The following is a 17,751-nucleotide window of genomic DNA, read 5'->3' as shown; positions in this document are numbered from 1 at the left end:
AAAGTTAAAGATGAAAACACCTCTATTCTATTTATTACTTATTGCATTAATTTCTTTTTCGTGTAAAAATGAAGTGAAAACGGAAACAGAAAAAACAACAGCAACTACAGAGCAAACAGCTGCTAATAATCCGTTAATTTTCCCTGAAGAAACTCATTTTAAAAACTTACGTCAAGTAACTTTTGGTGGTGATAATGCTGAAGCTTACTGGAGTTTTGATGATAAGCAATTGGTTTTTCAATCTAATTACGAAAAATGGAATGTTAGTTGCGACCAAATGTTTTTAATGAATGCAGACGAGACTTTTAATGGTACTATACCACCTATGGTTAGTACAGGAAAAGGACGCACAACTTGCTCATATTTTATGCCAGACAATAAGCATATAATATACGCATCTACACATTTGGTAGATGAGGAATGTCCAGAAGTTCCTTTACGTAAAAACGGAAAATACATTTGGCCAGTTTACGATTCGTTCGATATTTTTATTGCAGATTTAGAAGGCAATATTGTTAAACAATTAACCAACGAAAAAGGTTACGATGCAGAACCAACTGTTTCACCAAAAGGAGATAAGATTGTTTTTACTTCAACTAGAAGTGGTGATTTAGAATTATACACCATGAATATTGATGGAAGCGATGTCAAGCAAATTACTAATAAGTTAGGCTATGATGGAGGTGCGTTTTTCTCACCAGATGGTACTAAACTTATCTTTAGATCGTCTAGACCTAAAACAGAAGAAGAAATTAAAGACTATAAAGATTTGTTAGCTGAAGGCTTAGTAGAGCCAACAGATATGGAACTTTACATTTGTAATGCAGATGGCAGCGATTTACGTCAATTAACTGACTTAGGAAATGCAAATTGGAGCCCGTTTTTTCATCCTTCAGGAAAAAAAGTATTATTCTCCTCAAACTTTGAAGCAGAACGTGGTTTTCCTTTTAACTTATACCTAATAGATATTGATGGTAAAAATTTAGAGCGTGTAACACACAGTGAAACTTTTGATGCTTTTCCAGTGTTTTCTAACGATGGTAAGAAACTTGCTTTTTCTTCTAATAGAAATAATGGTGGTGGTCGTGATACAAACTTATTTATTGCAGAGTGGCAGGATTAAAAAAAGCTTAAAAAATAAATGTTTTTTATTTTTCTAATCTTTCGCGTTCATTAATGTTTTTATTGCGAGCATTGGTTTTTAATCCTGTATTTCCAAATTTATAACTAAAACCTAGCTTAACATAACGGTTATCTAAATCGCTATAATTAACATTGTTTTGGTTCCCAAATCTTGAACTTATTACAAAATCTTGTGTGTTAAATAAATCTGCAAAAGCAAGAGACAAAGTACCTTTATTTTTAAAAACCGATTTGCTAAACGACAAATCTGAAACCAAACGAGAGTCTGCAATTTGGAATGCTTGTTGGTTTTTACCAACATAAGTTAATGTAAAGTTTGCTTTAAGACTCTTGTCTTTTAAAAAAGAAAAATCGTTGCTAAATACAGAGTAATTACTCCATTGATCTGTTTTAAGCCATTGATTATCTATAAAAGCTTCGTCTTGAATATTATAAAAAGAAGTCACAAAATAAACAGACCAATTATCATTCACATCAAAATAAGTTATAAAATCGAATCCTAGCTCTTTGGTTTTACCAATATTAGTTGGAGAATAAATTAGAAAATTATTAGCATTATCTTGTTTTGGTAACTCGTTAATTTGATTAGATATATCTTTATAATAAGCCTCTACCGTGTAACGTTTATTAATTTCTGTACCAACCACAAAGTGATTTGTAAAAGATGGCAATAAGTTAGGATTACCAGTTGCTATGGTATTATCGTTTAAAAAGAAATTAAACGGGTTTAATAACTGATAACTAGGTCTAGAAAGGCTGCGTTTGTAATTTGTGTAAACACTTGTTTTTTCTGATACTTGATGGCTTAAACTTAATGTTGGAAAGAACTCTAAATACTCTTGATTACTTTTAACGTTATCTGACACAGATAAACCTTCAACACGTGTTTGTTCTAATCGCAATCCTCCACTAAAACTCCATTTTTCCCATGCTTTTTTATAACTCATGTAAGCTGCAAAAACAGACTCTTTATAATCGAAAGCATTAGAGTTTTGAGCGTTAAAATCTACGGAACCTGTGTTTTGGTTAATATCAAACTGAGTAATATCGCTATTAGTATTAATGGTAGACCATTTTGTACCAAAGGCTAATTCAGTGCTATCGTCTACTGGCTGTTCGTAATCCATCTTAAACGCTAGAATATTAGTGTTCTGGTTATTATCTGTTAAAAAAGCAGTACTAAAATTATTAGTATTATTTGTAAAAAAATAAGTACTATTAACGTCTTGGTGTCTGTAGTAATTATAGTCTGTAAAATGTGTATTAAATACTAGTTTGCTCTTGTTTTCAAAACGATGTATAAAGTCTAAATCGAAACCTAAATTATGTTTTTCGTCTTGAGAATAATTATTAGCATTAAAACTATAAAGGCTTTCATTTAAACTATTTGTAACATCTGTTTGGCCATGTATTCTGTAACGATAATAAGGAGTTAATAAGGCATTAGACGACAAACTTAACGTGTTGCTATCATCTATTAAATAATCGAAATTTAAGTTTATGTTGTGTGCTTTTGTTCTAGAATTTCTATTATTATTAGTTTGCCATTTTTGGTCTAAATTTCCAGAATTGTCAAGATAGTTTATGGTGTTATCGTTTACTCTATTAATCTTGTTTTTAGTAAAACTATAATTTAGGTTTAGGTTTATTTTTTTTGTTTTATAAAACTGATTAATTCCTGTATTATATCTTGAAAACACACCTTGGGTAAAATTACTAAATACATTACCACGATAACCTGTAATTAAGTTTTTGCTCATAACAATGTTTAAAACCGCTCCACTTCCAGTGTCGTATTTTGCTGGTGGATTAGTAATAACCTCGATTTTTTGTATAGTGTTTGCAGGTGAATTTTCTAAAAGCTGTGTAATTTCTGTTGCTGTGAGGTTTACTTTTCTATCGTTTATGTAAACTGTTGGTGACCCATTTTTTACTGTAATGGTATTCTCTAAAATTAAAACACCTGGTGTACTTCGCAAAACATCTAAAATACTTCCTTCGCTTAGTGAGGTGTTTGCAACATTAAAAACCAATCGGTCAACTTCTTTTTTTAAAGTGGGTTTATTAGATGTTAAAGAAACTTCCTCTAGAGCTTGTGTATCTTCTATTAAAATAATTTTAAGATACTCGTCTTTGGAAAGCTGAATTGGATAAAGAGTTTTTTTAGATTTATAACCAATATAACTAGACATAATAAAGTATCCATATTCTTTTAAATTGGTAAACTCAAAGTAACCGTTTTCGTCTGTAACAGCGCCTTTTCGATTATTTCCTGAAATTCCTGAACTACCTTCAATATTTTGTGCAACAGATTCATGAAGTACTACATTAGCGTAAGGAATCGCATTATTTTCCTCATCAACAACTGTCCCAGAAATAGTATATTCCTGAGCAATAATTTCCGAAGAAAAAAGAAAAATAAGTAGGTAAAAGAGGTGTTTCATCAATTTTGATAATGCAAAAGCAATATAACAACTTTTTTTTTAGTTTTTATTGCGGAAAATCGCAATAATCAATAGATGTTTCTATTCAGAAGAAAATCTAAAAAATGGGCAATTTTTGCATTATATTTGCAATCTCTTTCTTTTTAAGAGCAGATAGATTATGAAGAATATTAGAAATTTTTGCATTATTGCACATATTGACCACGGAAAAAGCACACTTGCCGATCGTTTACTAGACGCAACAGGTTCTGTAACTGCTCGTGAACAACAAGCGCAACTCTTAGATAGTATGGATTTAGAGCGCGAACGTGGTATTACCATTAAGTCTCATGCTATACAAATGGATTATACTTTTGAAGGCGAAAAATATATTTTAAATCTAATTGATACTCCTGGTCACGTAGATTTCTCTTACGAAGTCTCACGCTCTATTGCTGCTTGTGAAGGTGCTTTATTAATTGTAGACGCAGCACAAAGTATTCAAGCACAAACCATTTCTAATTTATATTTAGCACTTGAAAACGATTTAGAAATTATTCCTGTACTTAACAAAGTAGATTTGCCAAGTGCAAATCCAGAAGAGGTTACAGATGATATTGTAGAGCTTTTAGGTTGCGATCCTGAAGAGGTTATTCACGCAAGTGGAAAAACTGGATTTGGTGTTGAAAATATTTTAGAAGCTATTATTAAGCGTATTCCAGCTCCAAAAGGAGATCCAGATGCACCATTACAAGCTTTAATTTTTGATTCGGTTTACAATACGTTTAGAGGTATTGAAACGTATTTTAGAGTGTTTAATGGCGAAATTAAAAAAGGACAAAAAATTAAGTTTGTTGCTACAGATAACGAATATTACGCAGACGAAGTTGGGACATTAAAACTAACACAAGTTGCAAAACAAAGTGTAAAAACTGGAGACGTTGGTTATTTAATTACTGGAATAAAAACCGCAAAAGAAGTAAAAGTAGGAGATACTATCACAGATTTTGCAAACCCAACTACAAATATTGTTGAAGGTTTCGAGGATGTAAAACCTATGGTATTTGCAGGTATTTATCCTGTAGATACAGAAGATTACGAAGAGCTAAGAAGCTCTATGGAAAAGTTGCAACTAAACGATGCTTCTTTGGTGTTTGCACCAGAAAGTTCTGCTGCTTTAGGTTTTGGTTTTCGTTGTGGTTTCCTTGGAATGCTTCACATGGAAATTATTCAAGAACGTTTAGAGCGTGAATTTGACATGACAGTCATTACTACTGTTCCAAACGTATCATACTACGCTTACACAAATAAAGAACCAGATGTTCCTTTTATTGTAAATAATCCAAGTGATTTACCAGAACCAACCATGATTAATCGCGTTGAAGAACCGTTTATTAAGGCTACTATAATTACAAAGTCAGATTTTGTTGGTAACGTAATGAGTTTATGTATAGAGAAACGTGGTATGATTACTAATCAAACGTATTTAACTCCTGTTCGTGTGGAGTTAACTTTCGAAATGCCTTTAGCAGAAATTGTTTTCGATTTCTACGATAGATTGAAAACCGTTTCTAAAGGCTATGCTTCTTTTGATTACCATCCAATTGGTATGAAGGTTTCAAAATTAGTGCGTTTAGATGTATTATTAAATGCTCAACCAGTTGATGCACTTTCTGCTCTTATTCATGCAGATAACGCTCACCATATTGGTAAAAAAATGACAGAAAAGTTGAAAGAATTAATTCCGCGTCAACAATTCGATATTCCAATTCAAGCAGCTATTGGAGCAAAGATTATTGCAAGAGAAACTGTAAAAGCGTTACGTAAAGATGTAACAGCAAAATGTTATGGTGGAGATATTTCACGTAAGCGTAAACTTTTAGAGAAGCAGAAAAAAGGTAAAAAACGTATGCGCCAAGTTGGTAATGTAGAAATACCTCAACAAGCGTTTATGGCTGTTTTAAAGTTGAATGATTAATCTTGCTTTAGACTATATTAGATTTTAAAAATGCTTTCTTTTTAAGAAAGCATTTTTGTTTTAAACTTATTAAGAATAAACATTATCTAAACAGTAAATAAAGTAAATAGTTAAGCGTAAAATTTACTAGTCCATAAATTATAAGCGCTAATCGAAAAGGAAACTTAACAACAGTAAAAGCTACTGATGTTGTTTTTGTTCCGCCTTTATTTATTTTATCTAGTTTAGTGTTTTCTTTCAAGATAATATGGTCTTCACTATCTAAATCAACTTCTATTACTGGTGGAGATTTAATAACTGTCTTTTTAAAAATAAGATCTATTAAAAATGTTAGTGGCCAAGCAAAAACTTTATTCGTTTTTGTAATACTTTCTTCAATGAAGGTCTAATAACATAGATCGCTACACCTTTAAAAACATCGGAAAAGGTTGTTTTAATAGGAACGCTTTCTTCGCGTTGCTGTTTAATTAATCCTGCATCTTCATAAACGTGTTTAGATGTTTCTAAAGTAATTTTAAACACTTTATCAATATCACTTTTAATGGTGCTAAACAACCTTACAATTGAAAACAATATTATAGATGGAATAGAAATTATAAAAGCTAAAAACCAATATAAAAAACTTAGAAAAGTATTATCGATAAAAAAGATACAGAACAAAGATAACAGTATCCAAAAAACAACCAGATTAAGTACTAAAACCCTACCAATGTAAACTGGAAAGAATAAAGCATCTGAAATGGTTTCTGTTACTTCATCTACTTGGTATTTAGAATAGTCTATGTGGTTGTTGTATGTGCTATCCATTTAGTTAATTTTAGAAATAAGGTCGTTTATATATTTTATATCTCTTAAATAAGTATCGAAAAAAGAAGCATCTTTTATTTTGTTATGAACACTCGTTTTAAACAACTCTTTTTGTCTTGGAATAAAGAGGTGTAGCTGGTTATTAATAATCGTCAAGGTTGGTGTTTGTTCTTCTTTAAAAATGTACTGTAATGTGTTGCTTATGTTTTCAATTAAAAATTGATCTGACAAAAAATTGTTAGTGCTGTAAACATTATAATTAGCATCAATAGTTTTGTCTAAGGAACGTACTAATTTAACACCAAAAACTGATAAATACTCTTTACCATTAGCCTTGTCCATTGCTTTAGGAATAAGAATAATTCTACCATTAAAAGTCGTATTTAATGTCGTTTTTATAAAAAACCCATCATAAATAACTTCTTTCTTTTTTACAATGCCCAATAAAGGAAGTTCATCATCGTGGGCGTAATCTGCAAAAAGGTTTCTTATAATAAAGATTGGGAATAATAAAATTGAAAACAAACAGCCTCCTGCTGTTTTTAAATAATCTACAACCTCGTTATAAAGCTTAATGTGATTAATAGAAAACTCTGTATCATTAACTTTTCCAACAACATAGTCGTCTCCTTCAAAATGTGTTTTATTATTAAAATAAGATGGTTTAAATAATCCGCTTTTTTTAATATCAGACACCTGTATTGCAGATGGATAATAAGTGATAGAGGTATTTAATTCTTTATAAATGGCTGGTATAATGTTCTTCTTAAAATTGTTATTATAAGCTTTAAGTGGGTTATTTATAATTTCAAGTAAAAAGTAAATAACTCCAGTTATTAATAGATAAACTAAAGCTGGAGGAAATGCAGCGCATATAATTGCTAAAATAAAAGAACAAGCTCTAAAGGTTATTTTTAAAGGCACTATGATTATTCTGTAAACTTTAGACCATAGTAAAACGACTTTACGTTTGCGTTCTAAGGTTTTTGCTTTTTTATTAAGTATATCTTTAAGTTTACTATTCATTAATTAATCTTCTTCATTCGCTACTTTTTCAACATCAAAAGGTTTGCCTAGGTAAACTAAACACCAGTTTTTTCCAACGTTTTCAATATCTTTGTTATACGAAGATATAATTTGTATTTCAGAAGCTTCATTCTTTAAAAATAATGGAATAATATCTTTATCGTTATCAGAGAGTTCAATTAAGCTAGTATAATGTGCTTTGTCTTTTAACTCAATTTCTTGAATGCTAGGAAACTTTCTAGTAACATCACTAAGTGTTGTAAAATCATCTGTATGTGAAAATAATCCTTCTTTTGGATTGTTATTACTATCCAGCATTTCGTCTACACTTACCAACCTAAACGAACCATTTTCTCCAAACTGGCTACTAAATTTATTAATAGCATACTTATTAATATCGTTACTTCCTGTTAAAGCCATTAAATAGCCAACATCGTTTAATTCAATATTATCCATTAAAGTATCAGAATATATATTGGTGTTTATAGCTTCAAGACCTAATTCTTTTGCTTTATCAATATTGGTTTGATTGCTATCTATTAACACCACATGTCTGCCATTAGATTCTAAATAATGCCCAATTAAACGAGAAACTTTAGAGGCACCTACAATTAATATTCCATCAGATTTTGTTAAAAATACACCAACTATTTTAGCAAATAATCGTGCTGTTGTTGCGTTTAACAATACGGTTCCTAAAACAATCATAAAGACTAAAGGAGTTATGTATTCTGCACCTTCTACACCTTGTTTTATAAGCTTACTTCCAAATAAGGAAGCAATACCTGCTGCCACAATACCTCGAGGTCCAACCCAACTAATAAAGAGTTTTTCTTTAAACTTTAGTTTAGAACCATGAGTACTTAAAAACACTGCAATTGGTCTAATAATAAAAACAACAACAGCAAAAAGCAAAGCTGTTTTCCAAGTATATAGTAACATTAAATCTTCTATATTAATGTTAGCAGCAAGTAATATAAATAGTATAGAAATTAATAAGACACTAAGCGATTCTTTAAAATATAATAATTCCTTTAAATTTTCTAATTTTCCATTTCCTAGAACCATTCCCATAACCACAACGGCAAGTAGGCCAGACTCATGAGCAAAAATTTCTGATTCTACAAAAACAAGAAGCACTGTAGACAACGCAACAACATTTAATAAATAATGAGGAATCATTTTTTTATTAATTGCAAAAGCTAAAGCATGTGCAAATGTAAAACCAAAAGTGGTACCAAATAACACAATTTTACCAAACTCTAAAAAGGCTGTTTTTGTAAAACCACTATCTCCACCAACGCTTATAAACTCAAAAACTAATACAGCCACTAAGGCTCCTATTGGGTCTATTAATATACCTTCCCATTTTAGTATAGTGGAGATGTCTTTCTTTAAAGGAATGTTTCTTAAAATAGGTGTAATTACAGTAGGTCCTGTAACTATAATTAAGCCAGCAAATAAAAACGACAAATCCCAACTTAATTCAAAAATATAATGCGCTAAAACACCTGCACCAAAAAAAGTTACTGCAGAGCCTATGGTTATTAGTTTTGTTATTGCTGGACCTACATTTTTTATTTCAGAACGCTTTAGGGTTAAACCGCCTTCAAATAAAATAATACTAATGGCCAAAGACACAAAGTAATACAAGCTTTCTCCAGGAAAGAGTCCTTTTTCTCCATTCCAAATAGGCTCTATCCATTTGGTACCATCTTCACTTAAAAACTCTGCAGCAATTGGTCCTACTAAAAGGCCTATTAATATTAAGGGCAAAATAGCTGGAATTTTAAATTTCCAAGCGACCCATTGTGCTAGTATTCCTAATATAATAATTCCTGCTAATTCTAACATAATGTTGTTCTTGTTTTTAAATGTTAAAGTTAAAGATAATTATATCAAAACTTACAAGCTATTAACAAATCTTAACGACTTGTTTGGTTAAACACAAATTATGCAATAGAAAATCTATTACATCTTGAAACTACTGCAAAACCTACAGCGTTGCTTTGTTTTTTAATTTAACCATAACAATGCTATGCTTAAATTAAGAAAACAATAGATTTTATTGTAGTTTCAACCTTCATTACGAAGTTGTATTGCATAATTTGTGTTAATGTAAAAAATACTATCTTCACTTTTTTTGAAATTTTTCTGTACGTGCTTCCAAAACCATTTAAAACCATAGGCATAGGTGTTGCCTTTTCACCTAACTTAAAAGCTAACTTATACGAAGCTGCAAGGTTAGCATTATTTTTTGAATGTAAACTTGTAATTATTCATGTAGGTGAGACTTCTGAAGAAAAAATAAAAATCCTAAAAAACTTTCTAGACAATTTTAAAAATGAAAAATTAAGCTATAAAATCCTCTTTAAACCTGGTAATCCAGTTGACGTTATTTTAAACGCATCTGAAGAAAAAAATATTGACTTATTAATCATTGGTGCTGCTAAAAGAGAAAAACTGTTTACTTATTATGTTGGTTCTATAGCTCGAAAAATTACCCGAAAAGCAAAGTGCTGTTTATTATTACTTATTAATCCATCAATAGAGCGCGTACCTTGTCAACACATTGTTGTTAATGGTTTGGAAGACCCAAAAACAGAACAAACTATTGCTACTGCATTTTATATTGGTTTAAAACTTAAAGCGGAAAAATTAACCATTGTTGAAGAAATAAAACAAAACGAAATTCATGTTAATGTTGAAGATGATAAATCTTTAAGAAAAGCACAAATTATAAAAGAACGTTTGCGAAACCGTGAACGCTCAAGAATAAACCATATCATTGAAGATATTCCAAAGGAATATACTCAAAATATAGCCATAAAATCGCAACCCATTTTCGGGACGCAAGGCTACTCTATAGGTCATTATGCTCAAATTGCGAGAGCCGATTTGTTAATAATGAATGCACCAACAAAAATGTCTTTTTGGGACAGGTTGTTTCCTCACGATATTGAGCATATTTTAACCGAGTTACCAACAGATGTTTTAATTATTCAATGAGCAAAAAAAAGAACAACATAAAAACATTTTTTAAGGCATTACCCAAAAATATTTTTTCGGGTTTTGTAGTTAGTCTTATAGCCTTACCTCTGGGTTTAGGCTTAGCAATGGCAAGCGAGGCTCCTCCAATTGCTGGTGTTATTGCTGCGGTTGTTGGTGGTATTTTAGTATCGCTTTTAGGAGGTAGTAATGTTACAATAGCTGGGCCAGGAAACGGACTGGTTGGTGTGCTTTTGGTAGCTATTACTACACTAGGGTTGGAAAGTGCTTATGCAGCCATAATTTGTTCTGGTGTTATTTTATTAGTGCTTGGTTTTTTACGTTTAGGAAAATTAGCAGATTTTTTTCCATCTTCAGCTATACAAGGTATGCTTGCTGCAATTGGGCTAATTATTCTTGGTAAACAATTTCATATTATGTTAGCGCATCGTATAAAAAGAAAAGACACTATAGATTACCTACTAGAAATTCCATTTACCATTAACGATGCTGTTCACTACGATAATACAGGTCTTGTTTTTGCTGCGATTGCAGGTGTATTAAGTTTTCTAATTATGATATTTTATTCAAAAATTAGAAACAAATATTTACAATTAATTCCTGCTCCAATGTGGATTGTAATACTATCCATCGCATTTAGTTATTATTTTGAATTAGTAGCCCACGAAAAAAACCCAATCGCTTTGGAGTATATGATTTCTGGAATACCAGAGTTTTCTGAAATTATTGCTCAATTACCAACTGTAAATTTTAGTAAAATAGCAACCTTTCCTTTTTGGACAAGCGTATTGGCACTTACGTTGATAGCGAGTATAGAATCCTTATTAAGTATTAAAGCGGTAGATAAACTTGATCCAAAAAAACGACGTAGTAATGTAAACAGAGATTTAAAAGCCTTAGGCTTAGCAACAGTTGGTAGTGGTTTTTTAGGAGGATTAAACGTTGTAACCGTTATTGCTAGAAGCTCTGTAAACGTAAATAATGGAGCTAGCAATAGGTCTTCGAACTTTTTTCATGCCCTGTTTTTAGTTGTTTTTATTGTGCTATTTAGCACTCAATTACAACGTATTCCATTACCTGCATTAATGGCAATTTTAGTATATACAGGCTATAAATTAGCCGCTCCAGAAAACATAAGAAAGATTTTTAAAATAGGTAGAGAGCAGCTTATTATCTTTTTTGTTACGCTATTAGTTACACTAAAAGTAGGTTTAATTTCTGGCATTGCCTCAGGTGTTTTTGTAACTTTTATTATCCATATAATCATTAATAAGAGCTTTGGTCTTTTTGGGCGAAACTTATTAAAGCCAAATGTTTTAATGTATCAAGAGGATCGTAATTATTATGTAAGTGTTAAACATTTTTGTAGCTTTTTAAATTTCTATAAGTTAAAATCAAAAATTGAAGCCATTCCAGAAACAGAAGATGTAATAGTAGATTTCTCGCTTTGTAAATTTGTCGATCATACAGTTATGGAGAATCTAAATAACTATCAAGAATTATTTATTAAAAGAGGTGGTCATTTCGAGGTTCTTGGTCTAGATTTACATGATACAGATTCTAAACATCCTTTTGCTTTGCGTCGCTTATTACCAGTGCCAAAACTTATAAAAAATAGCCTAACAAGAAGACAAAAAACAATAGAGGAATTAGCAGAAGATTATCAATTAAATTATACCTCTAAAAAAGTAAGAGAAACCCATTTTTTAGATAACTTTCTATTTTTTAGAACAAAAAAAATTAGTTATGTCTACAATCAATTAATAGACAAAAATAAAACACTAAACACTTTCGATATAGAATTTTCAGAAGGTGAGTTTATTGCTAAAGAAGTTATACGCTCGACCATGCTTCACATAAAATTAAATAAAAACATCCCAGAATTTACACTTGACCAAGAAGGTTTTCTAGAAAAAGTCTATGCTTTTGCTGGCTTTAAAGATATTCCAATAGAAAATCATACTGATTTCTCTAATAGATTTTATTTATTAGGTGAAGACACTCAAGCTATTCAAGCTTTTTTTACAGATGATATCACTCATTTCTTTGAAAGCAACCCATACTACCACGTAGAGTCTAATGGTCGAGATTTACTTATTTTTGGAAGAGAAAGATTAGCAAGTATTAAAGAAATAAAAGCACTTTACGATTTTGGTAAGCGTTTGCAACAAGTTGTTTCTTAATAAAAACTTAACACTTACTCACAATTCCATAGTTTTTCATAATTTGCAATTATGAATTTGTACCCAATAAACGCAGGAAATTTTAAGCTAGATGGAGGTGCTATGTTTGGAGTAGTTCCAAAATCACTCTGGACTAGAACCAATCCAGCAGATAGCAATAACATGATTGATATTGCTGCTCGTTGTTTGCTAATTGAAGATGGAAAACGTCTTTTTTTAATAGATACAGGAATGGGAAACAAGCAAAGCGAAAAATTCTATAGCTATTATCATCTTTGGGGAAACGATACTATAGATAAATCACTAGCAAAATATGGTTTTCATCGCGATGATATCACAGATGTTTTTATGACGCATCTACACTTCGATCATTGTGGAGGCTCTATTCAATACAACAAAGATAGAACACTTTTAGAGCCAGCTTTTAAAAATGCTCATTTCTGGAGCAACCAGAAACATTGGGAATGGGCAACACAACCCAATCGTCGAGAAGTGGCTTCGTTTTTAAAAGAAAATATTATGCCTATGGAAGACAGTGGTCATTTAAAATTTACTAAACTTCCAGAGGATGATATCTTAAAAAATTCAGCTTTAGGATTTGATATTTTCTTTGCTAATGGTCATACCGAAAAACAAATGATTCCCATGATTAATTACAACGGTATAACCATTTGTTTTATGGCAGACTTACTACCTACTGTTGGGCATCTTCCTTTACCTTTTGTAATGGGTTACGATACAAGACCTTTATTAACTCTAGACGAAAAAGAAAAATTCTTAAATTTAGCCGCAGATAATAATTATTACTTATTTTTGGAACACGATGCACTTAATGAGTTAATTACTGTGAAACACACAGAAAAAGGAGTGAGACTAAAGGGGACTTTTTCAAGTAATGATATTTTTAATCTTTAATAAAAACAACTAAACATTTATAACATGAAATTAATAAATAAAACACTTTTGTTTTCGGTATTTTCAGCAGCTATTTTATCTAGCTGTGGTGGTGGAGCACCAATTTTAACAACTCCATTAGAAAACATAGACACTTCACCTCTTAAAGAAGCTGCGCTTACAGAAGCAGAAGCTCATAATTGGGGACACCTAGACCTTGCAAAAGACACTATTCCTGGAATGAGTGTAGATAAAGCTTACGCTGAAATTATAAAAGGAAAAAAAGGACAGAAAATAATAGTTGCAGTTATTGATTCTGGAATCGATATCTCTCACGAAGATTTAGATGGTGTACTTTGGACTAACAAAAAAGAAATTGCTGGCAATGGTATAGATGATGATAAAAACGGTTATGTAGATGATATTCATGGCTGGAACTTTTTAGGAGATGGCTACGATGAGCAATTAGAATACGTTCGCTTAGTAGCAAGTGGAGACACAAGTGCTCCAAGATTTGCAGAGGCTAAAGCTAAATTAGATACGGATTACAATCAAGCACTTGCTGGAAAACAACAAATGGATGGTCTTACCAAAATGGTTGGTGGTGCGCACAAAACATTAACAACTCATTTTAATAAAGAAGATTATACTGCTAAAGAAGTTGCAGCTATAGAAACAGAAGATGAAACATTAAAAGGAGCAGTTCAAGCAGCAACTAATATGTTTTCTAGAGGTGCACCTTCTTTACCTGCTGTTTTAGACCAAATAAAAGGAGGTATTGAGTATTATGGAGATCAAGTAGCTTATAACCTAAACAAAGACTTTAATGGTAGAAAAACAGGAGATAATCCTAACGATTTTAACGATAAACCTGGTTACGGAAACGGAAACGTGATGCCTGTTAAAAAATCTGAAAGTCATGGTACTCACGTTGCTGGAATTATTGCTGCAGAACGTAACAATGGTTTAGGAGCAAATGGTGTGGGTAACAATGTAGAAATTATGGCTATTAGAGCTGTACCAAATGGAGATGAATATGATAAAGACGTTGCTAAAGCCATTAGATATGCAGTAGATAATGGTGCAAAAGTAATTAACGGAAGTTTTGGTAAAAGTTTTTCTCCACATGCTGATTGGGTTAGAGACGCAATAAAATATGCAAGTGATAAAGGTGTTGTTTTTGTTCACGCAGCAGGAAACTCTAGTGAAGATGTAGATACCGAACCTAATTTTCCAGATGATAATGTAAATTATGTAGAAGTTAGTAATACGTATATTCGTGTTGGCGCATTAGGCCCAAAATATGGTACAAATATGGTTGCTAGTTTTTCTAACTACGGAAAACAAAACGTAGACGTTTTTGCACCTGGAGCTGAAATATATTCTACAACACCAGAAAACGAATATGATACTAAAGGCGGAACGTCTATGGCTGCTCCTGCTGTTGCTGGTGTTGCTGCTTTAGTTTGGTCTCAATACCCTAAATTAACTGCTGCTCAAGTTAAGCAAGTTATTATGGACTCTGGTTTAGCTATTAACACTAAAGTTGTTGTAGGTGGTAATGCAGAAGATATTAGACCATTTAGTGATTTAACAAAGTCTGGTAAAATGGTTAATGCTTATAATGCCTTAATTATGGCATCGCAATTATCTAAATAATTAATAATCTTAAAAAAGCCTCAGTAATAATTACTGAGGCTTTTTTGTTTAAATAAATTAAAATGAAAAAAGTGCTTCTTTTTAGCTTTTCGGCTTCTTTATTTTTAATGAGTTGTGGCTCATCAAAAAGTGTTTCAACATCAACTAAAACAGGTTCTACAACAAATTCTTCTTCTGCAAAATCAACATATTGGCAACAACATGTAGACTATAAAATGGAGATAGATATGGACGTTAATAACTACCAATATCAAGGAAAACAGACATTGGTTTATACTAACAACTCTCCAGATGTATTAAATAAAGTGTTTTATCATTTATTCTTTAATGCATTTCAACCAGGAAGTGAAATGGATGCAAGACTACAATCTATTATAGATCCAGATGGAAGAATGGTAAACGAGGTTAATAGTGAAAAAGAAAGCCGAATAAGCAAACTAAAGCCTAATGAAATAGGTTATATAAACGTAACCTCTCTTAAACAAAACGGAAGTAGTGTAAAGCACGAAACCGTTGGAACAATTTTAGAGGTGACTTTAAACAAGGCTATTCAACCTGGAGAAAGTGTAACTTTCGATATGGTTTTTGATGCTCAAGTACCTGTTCAAATTCGTCGTTCTGGAAGAAATAATGCAGAAGGTGTTGCTTTATCAATGACGCAGTGGTATCCTAAATTATCTGAATATGATTTTGAGGGCTGGCACGCTTACCCATATATTGCTAGAGAATTTCATGGTGTTTGGGGAGATTTTGATTTAAAATTAACTATTGATAAGAACTATGTTGTTGGTGGTACAGGGTATCTTCAACCTAACCCAGTAGTTAAAGGTGATAAAAAAACGCTTCATTTTAAGGCACCAAATGTTCATGATTTTACTTGGGCTGCAGATCCAGATTATATTCACGATACTATGCAAGTACCTAATGGCCCAATGCTTCATTTCTATTACAAAAACGATTTGCCAGCAGAAAATCTTCAGTTCTGGAAAGACCTTCAGCCCAAAACAGTTGAAATGATGCAATATTTTAGCGAAAATGTTGGTAAATATCCTTACGATCAATACTCTGTTATACAAGGTGGAGATGGAGGAATGGAATATGCTATGTGTACTTTAATTACTGGAAAACGTAAATTAGGAAGTTTAATGGGTGTTACAGCGCACGAAATGGCACATACATGGTTTCAATTCTTATTAGCAACAAACGAAGGAAAGCATGAATGGATGGACGAAGGTTTTACTAGTTATATTAGTGATCATGCAATGGATGAAATTAACAATAAGAACAGTGATAATCCTGCAGCAGGAGCTTATAGAGGTTATACTTACTTAGCAAAATCTGGAAAAGAAAAACCACAAACAACACATGCAGACCGTTACGAAACGAATATGGCTTATAGTATTACAGCATATAACAAAGGATCGGTTTTCTTATCTCAATTAGGTTATGTTATTGGTGAAGACAACTTAAAGAAAACATTAAAACAATACTTTACAGATTGGTCTTTTAAACACCCAACACCAAACGATTTTATTCGCGTTGCAGAAAAAGTATCTGGTTTAGAATTAGAGTGGTATTTAACTGATTGGACTATGACTACAAACACAATAGATTATGGTGTAAAAAGTATAGAAGGTAACACAGTTACTTTAGAGCGTATTGGCGAAATGCCAATGCCAATAGATCTTGAAGTTACTTATACCGATGGTTCTAAAGAAAGTATATACATACCTCTACAAATGATGCGTGGAGAAAAACCAACAAGTGCAACTATTATTAAAGATTGGGCTTGGGCTTACCCAACGTATTCTTTTGACGCTAAAAAAACTGTAAAAAGCGTAGAAATTGATACCAATAATTTAATGGCAGATATAGACAAGACAAATAATAAAAAGTAAAAAGATAACAACATAAAAATAAAAGCCTTATCGTTACTGATAAGGCTTTTTTGTATTTAATAAACCACATTATTAATTTTTATACCAAATTTCGTTTTTATATAAATCTACTCTGGCAACACGCTCTCTGTTATTAAACAAAAGATGTGTGTTATCTAACTTTTGACCTCTAAAACCAAAAAGGTGAAAGATTTGTTTAGCTAAAAGTTTTGTAACATTTAAATTTCCCATTCTTAAAAGGTTTTAATAATAAAACATTAAGTTAAGAGAAATCTAAAAAATAAAATATGACATATATCATATGTAAAAATGAAGCTTAAAACTTGTATGTATTTGTTATATTTGTTTTATATCAACACAAATGAAACTAACCTATAATAAACACGAAAAATTAAAGAGCCAAAAAACCATCGAGCAATTATTTCTTGAAGGACAATCGGTTTCGGCATATCCTTTGCGGTTGGTGTATTTAAAACATGGTGAATCTTTAAAGGTAGGTGTTTCAGTAAGTAAACGTAATTTCAAGCGTGCAGTAGATAGAATTCGTATAAAACGCTTGTTAAGAGAAGCTTACAGATTAAATAAATCCATGTTAATAAATAATGAAGTTAGCGATTACGCGTTAATGATATTATATATTAGTAAAGATATGCCAGATTTTGAATTGGTAAATACTAAAACAAAAAAGGTAATCTCTAAATTTACAGACTTTATTTCTAATAGCTAGAACA

13 protein-coding genes are annotated in these 17,751 nt (G+C 31.5%); 8 read left to right on the top strand and 5 right to left on the bottom strand.

The window, feature by feature from the left end:
* Positions 1-10 precede the first annotated feature (10 nt).
* A complete protein-coding gene (locus P8H50_RS06315; protein ID WP_300206763.1) occupies positions 11-1,123 on the top strand; it encodes a hypothetical protein in 1,113 nt (370 codons plus the stop codon).
* Between the two features lie 25 nt (positions 1,124-1,148).
* Here P8H50_RS06315 and P8H50_RS06310 read toward each other — a convergent pair whose 3' ends face one another.
* A complete protein-coding gene (locus P8H50_RS06310) occupies positions 1,149-3,587 on the bottom strand; it encodes an outer membrane beta-barrel family protein (RefSeq protein WP_300206761.1) in 2,439 nt (812 codons plus the stop codon).
* A 160-nt stretch (positions 3,588-3,747) separates the two neighbouring features.
* On the opposite strand from P8H50_RS06310, the gene lepA reads away from it, so the two are divergent.
* Positions 3,748-5,544: a translation elongation factor 4 gene (gene lepA, locus P8H50_RS06305; protein ID WP_300206758.1), complete on the top strand. Its 1,797-nt coding sequence runs from the start codon at positions 3,748-3,750 to the stop codon at positions 5,542-5,544.
* Positions 5,545-5,874: 330 nt separating this feature from the next.
* Here lepA and P8H50_RS06300 read toward each other — a convergent pair whose 3' ends face one another.
* Genes P8H50_RS06300 through P8H50_RS06290 form a run of 3 tightly spaced genes read right to left on the bottom strand, consistent with a single transcriptional unit; the run spans position 5,875 to position 9,231 of the window.
* Complete coding sequence (locus tag P8H50_RS06300) at positions 5,875-6,351, bottom strand: hypothetical protein (RefSeq protein ID WP_300206756.1); 477 nt, start codon at positions 6,349-6,351, stop codon at positions 5,875-5,877.
* Positions 6,352-7,377, bottom strand: a complete 1,026-nt coding sequence (locus P8H50_RS06295) for a DUF3137 domain-containing protein (protein ID WP_300206754.1) — start codon at positions 7,375-7,377, stop codon at positions 6,352-6,354.
* Positions 7,378-7,380: 3 nt separating this feature from the next.
* Entirely contained in the window at positions 7,381-9,231 is a 1,851-nt protein-coding gene (locus P8H50_RS06290) for a sodium:proton antiporter (RefSeq protein WP_300206752.1), read from the bottom strand.
* A 306-nt stretch (positions 9,232-9,537) separates the two neighbouring features.
* Between P8H50_RS06290 and P8H50_RS06285 the strand changes: the two genes are divergently transcribed.
* From P8H50_RS06285 to P8H50_RS06265, 5 genes are all read left to right on the top strand, one after another.
* Complete coding sequence (locus P8H50_RS06285) at positions 9,538-10,386, top strand: universal stress protein (protein ID WP_300206750.1); 849 nt, start codon at positions 9,538-9,540, stop codon at positions 10,384-10,386.
* Positions 10,383-12,569 carry a SulP family inorganic anion transporter gene (locus P8H50_RS06280; RefSeq protein ID WP_300206748.1) on the top strand — a complete coding sequence of 729 codons (2,187 nt, stop codon included), beginning with the start codon at positions 10,383-10,385 and terminating at the stop codon, positions 12,567-12,569. Before P8H50_RS06285 ends, P8H50_RS06280 begins: the two co-directional genes overlap by 4 nt.
* 51 nt (positions 12,570-12,620) lie before the next feature.
* Positions 12,621-13,484 (top strand): MBL fold metallo-hydrolase, encoded by an 864-nt coding sequence (locus P8H50_RS06275; protein ID WP_300206746.1) that lies wholly within the window; start codon positions 12,621-12,623, stop codon positions 13,482-13,484.
* Positions 13,485-13,508: 24 nt separating this feature from the next.
* Positions 13,509-15,122 (top strand): S8 family peptidase, encoded by a 1,614-nt coding sequence (locus tag P8H50_RS06270; RefSeq protein WP_300206744.1) that lies wholly within the window; start codon positions 13,509-13,511, stop codon positions 15,120-15,122.
* A 62-nt stretch (positions 15,123-15,184) separates the two neighbouring features.
* Positions 15,185-17,020 (top strand): M1 family metallopeptidase, encoded by a 1,836-nt coding sequence (locus tag P8H50_RS06265; RefSeq protein ID WP_300206742.1) that lies wholly within the window; start codon positions 15,185-15,187, stop codon positions 17,018-17,020.
* 72 nt (positions 17,021-17,092) lie between these two features.
* On the opposite strand, the gene P8H50_RS06260 is transcribed toward P8H50_RS06265, so the two are convergent.
* Entirely contained in the window at positions 17,093-17,251 is a 159-nt protein-coding gene (locus P8H50_RS06260) for a hypothetical protein (RefSeq protein WP_300206740.1), read from the bottom strand.
* A gap of 130 nt (positions 17,252-17,381) precedes the next feature.
* Here P8H50_RS06260 and rnpA point away from each other — a divergent pair, with 130 nt between their 5' ends.
* Positions 17,382-17,747 carry a ribonuclease P protein component gene (gene rnpA, locus P8H50_RS06255; RefSeq protein WP_300206738.1) on the top strand — a complete coding sequence of 122 codons (366 nt, stop codon included), beginning with the start codon at positions 17,382-17,384 and terminating at the stop codon, positions 17,745-17,747.
* The last annotated feature ends 4 nt before the right edge of the window (positions 17,748-17,751 follow it).

Source organism: Lacinutrix sp., assembly GCF_029238095.1.
Classification (GTDB): domain Bacteria; phylum Bacteroidota; class Bacteroidia; order Flavobacteriales; family Flavobacteriaceae; genus Lacinutrix.
The sequence above is the reverse complement of the archived record's forward strand: the minus strand, read 5'-3'. Positions and strand labels throughout refer to the sequence as shown.

Bases quoted from the DNA above. Each gene is read 5' to 3' on its own strand.
- lepA (WP_300206758.1), top strand. From the start codon at position 3,748: ATGAAGAATATTAGAAATTTTTGCATTATTGCACATATTGACCACGGA.
- P8H50_RS06310 (WP_300206761.1), bottom strand. From the start codon at position 3,587: ATGAAACACCTCTTTTACCTACTTATTTTTCTTTTTTCTTCGGAAATT.
- P8H50_RS06295 (WP_300206754.1), bottom strand. From the start codon at position 7,377: ATGAATAGTAAACTTAAAGATATACTTAATAAAAAAGCAAAAACCTTA.
- P8H50_RS06275 (WP_300206746.1), top strand. From the start codon at position 12,621: ATGAATTTGTACCCAATAAACGCAGGAAATTTTAAGCTAGATGGAGGT.
- P8H50_RS06315 (WP_300206763.1), top strand. From the start codon at position 11: ATGAAAACACCTCTATTCTATTTATTACTTATTGCATTAATTTCTTTT.
- P8H50_RS06270 (WP_300206744.1), top strand. From the start codon at position 13,509: ATGAAATTAATAAATAAAACACTTTTGTTTTCGGTATTTTCAGCAGCT.
- P8H50_RS06265 (WP_300206742.1), top strand. From the start codon at position 15,185: ATGAAAAAAGTGCTTCTTTTTAGCTTTTCGGCTTCTTTATTTTTAATG.
- P8H50_RS06290 (WP_300206752.1), bottom strand. From the start codon at position 9,231: ATGTTAGAATTAGCAGGAATTATTATATTAGGAATACTAGCACAATGG.
- P8H50_RS06300 (WP_300206756.1), bottom strand. From the start codon at position 6,351: ATGGATAGCACATACAACAACCACATAGACTATTCTAAATACCAAGTA.
- P8H50_RS06260 (WP_300206740.1), bottom strand. From the start codon at position 17,251: ATGGGAAATTTAAATGTTACAAAACTTTTAGCTAAACAAATCTTTCAC.
- P8H50_RS06280 (WP_300206748.1), top strand. From the start codon at position 10,383: ATGAGCAAAAAAAAGAACAACATAAAAACATTTTTTAAGGCATTACCC.
- rnpA (WP_300206738.1), top strand. From the start codon at position 17,382: ATGAAACTAACCTATAATAAACACGAAAAATTAAAGAGCCAAAAAACC.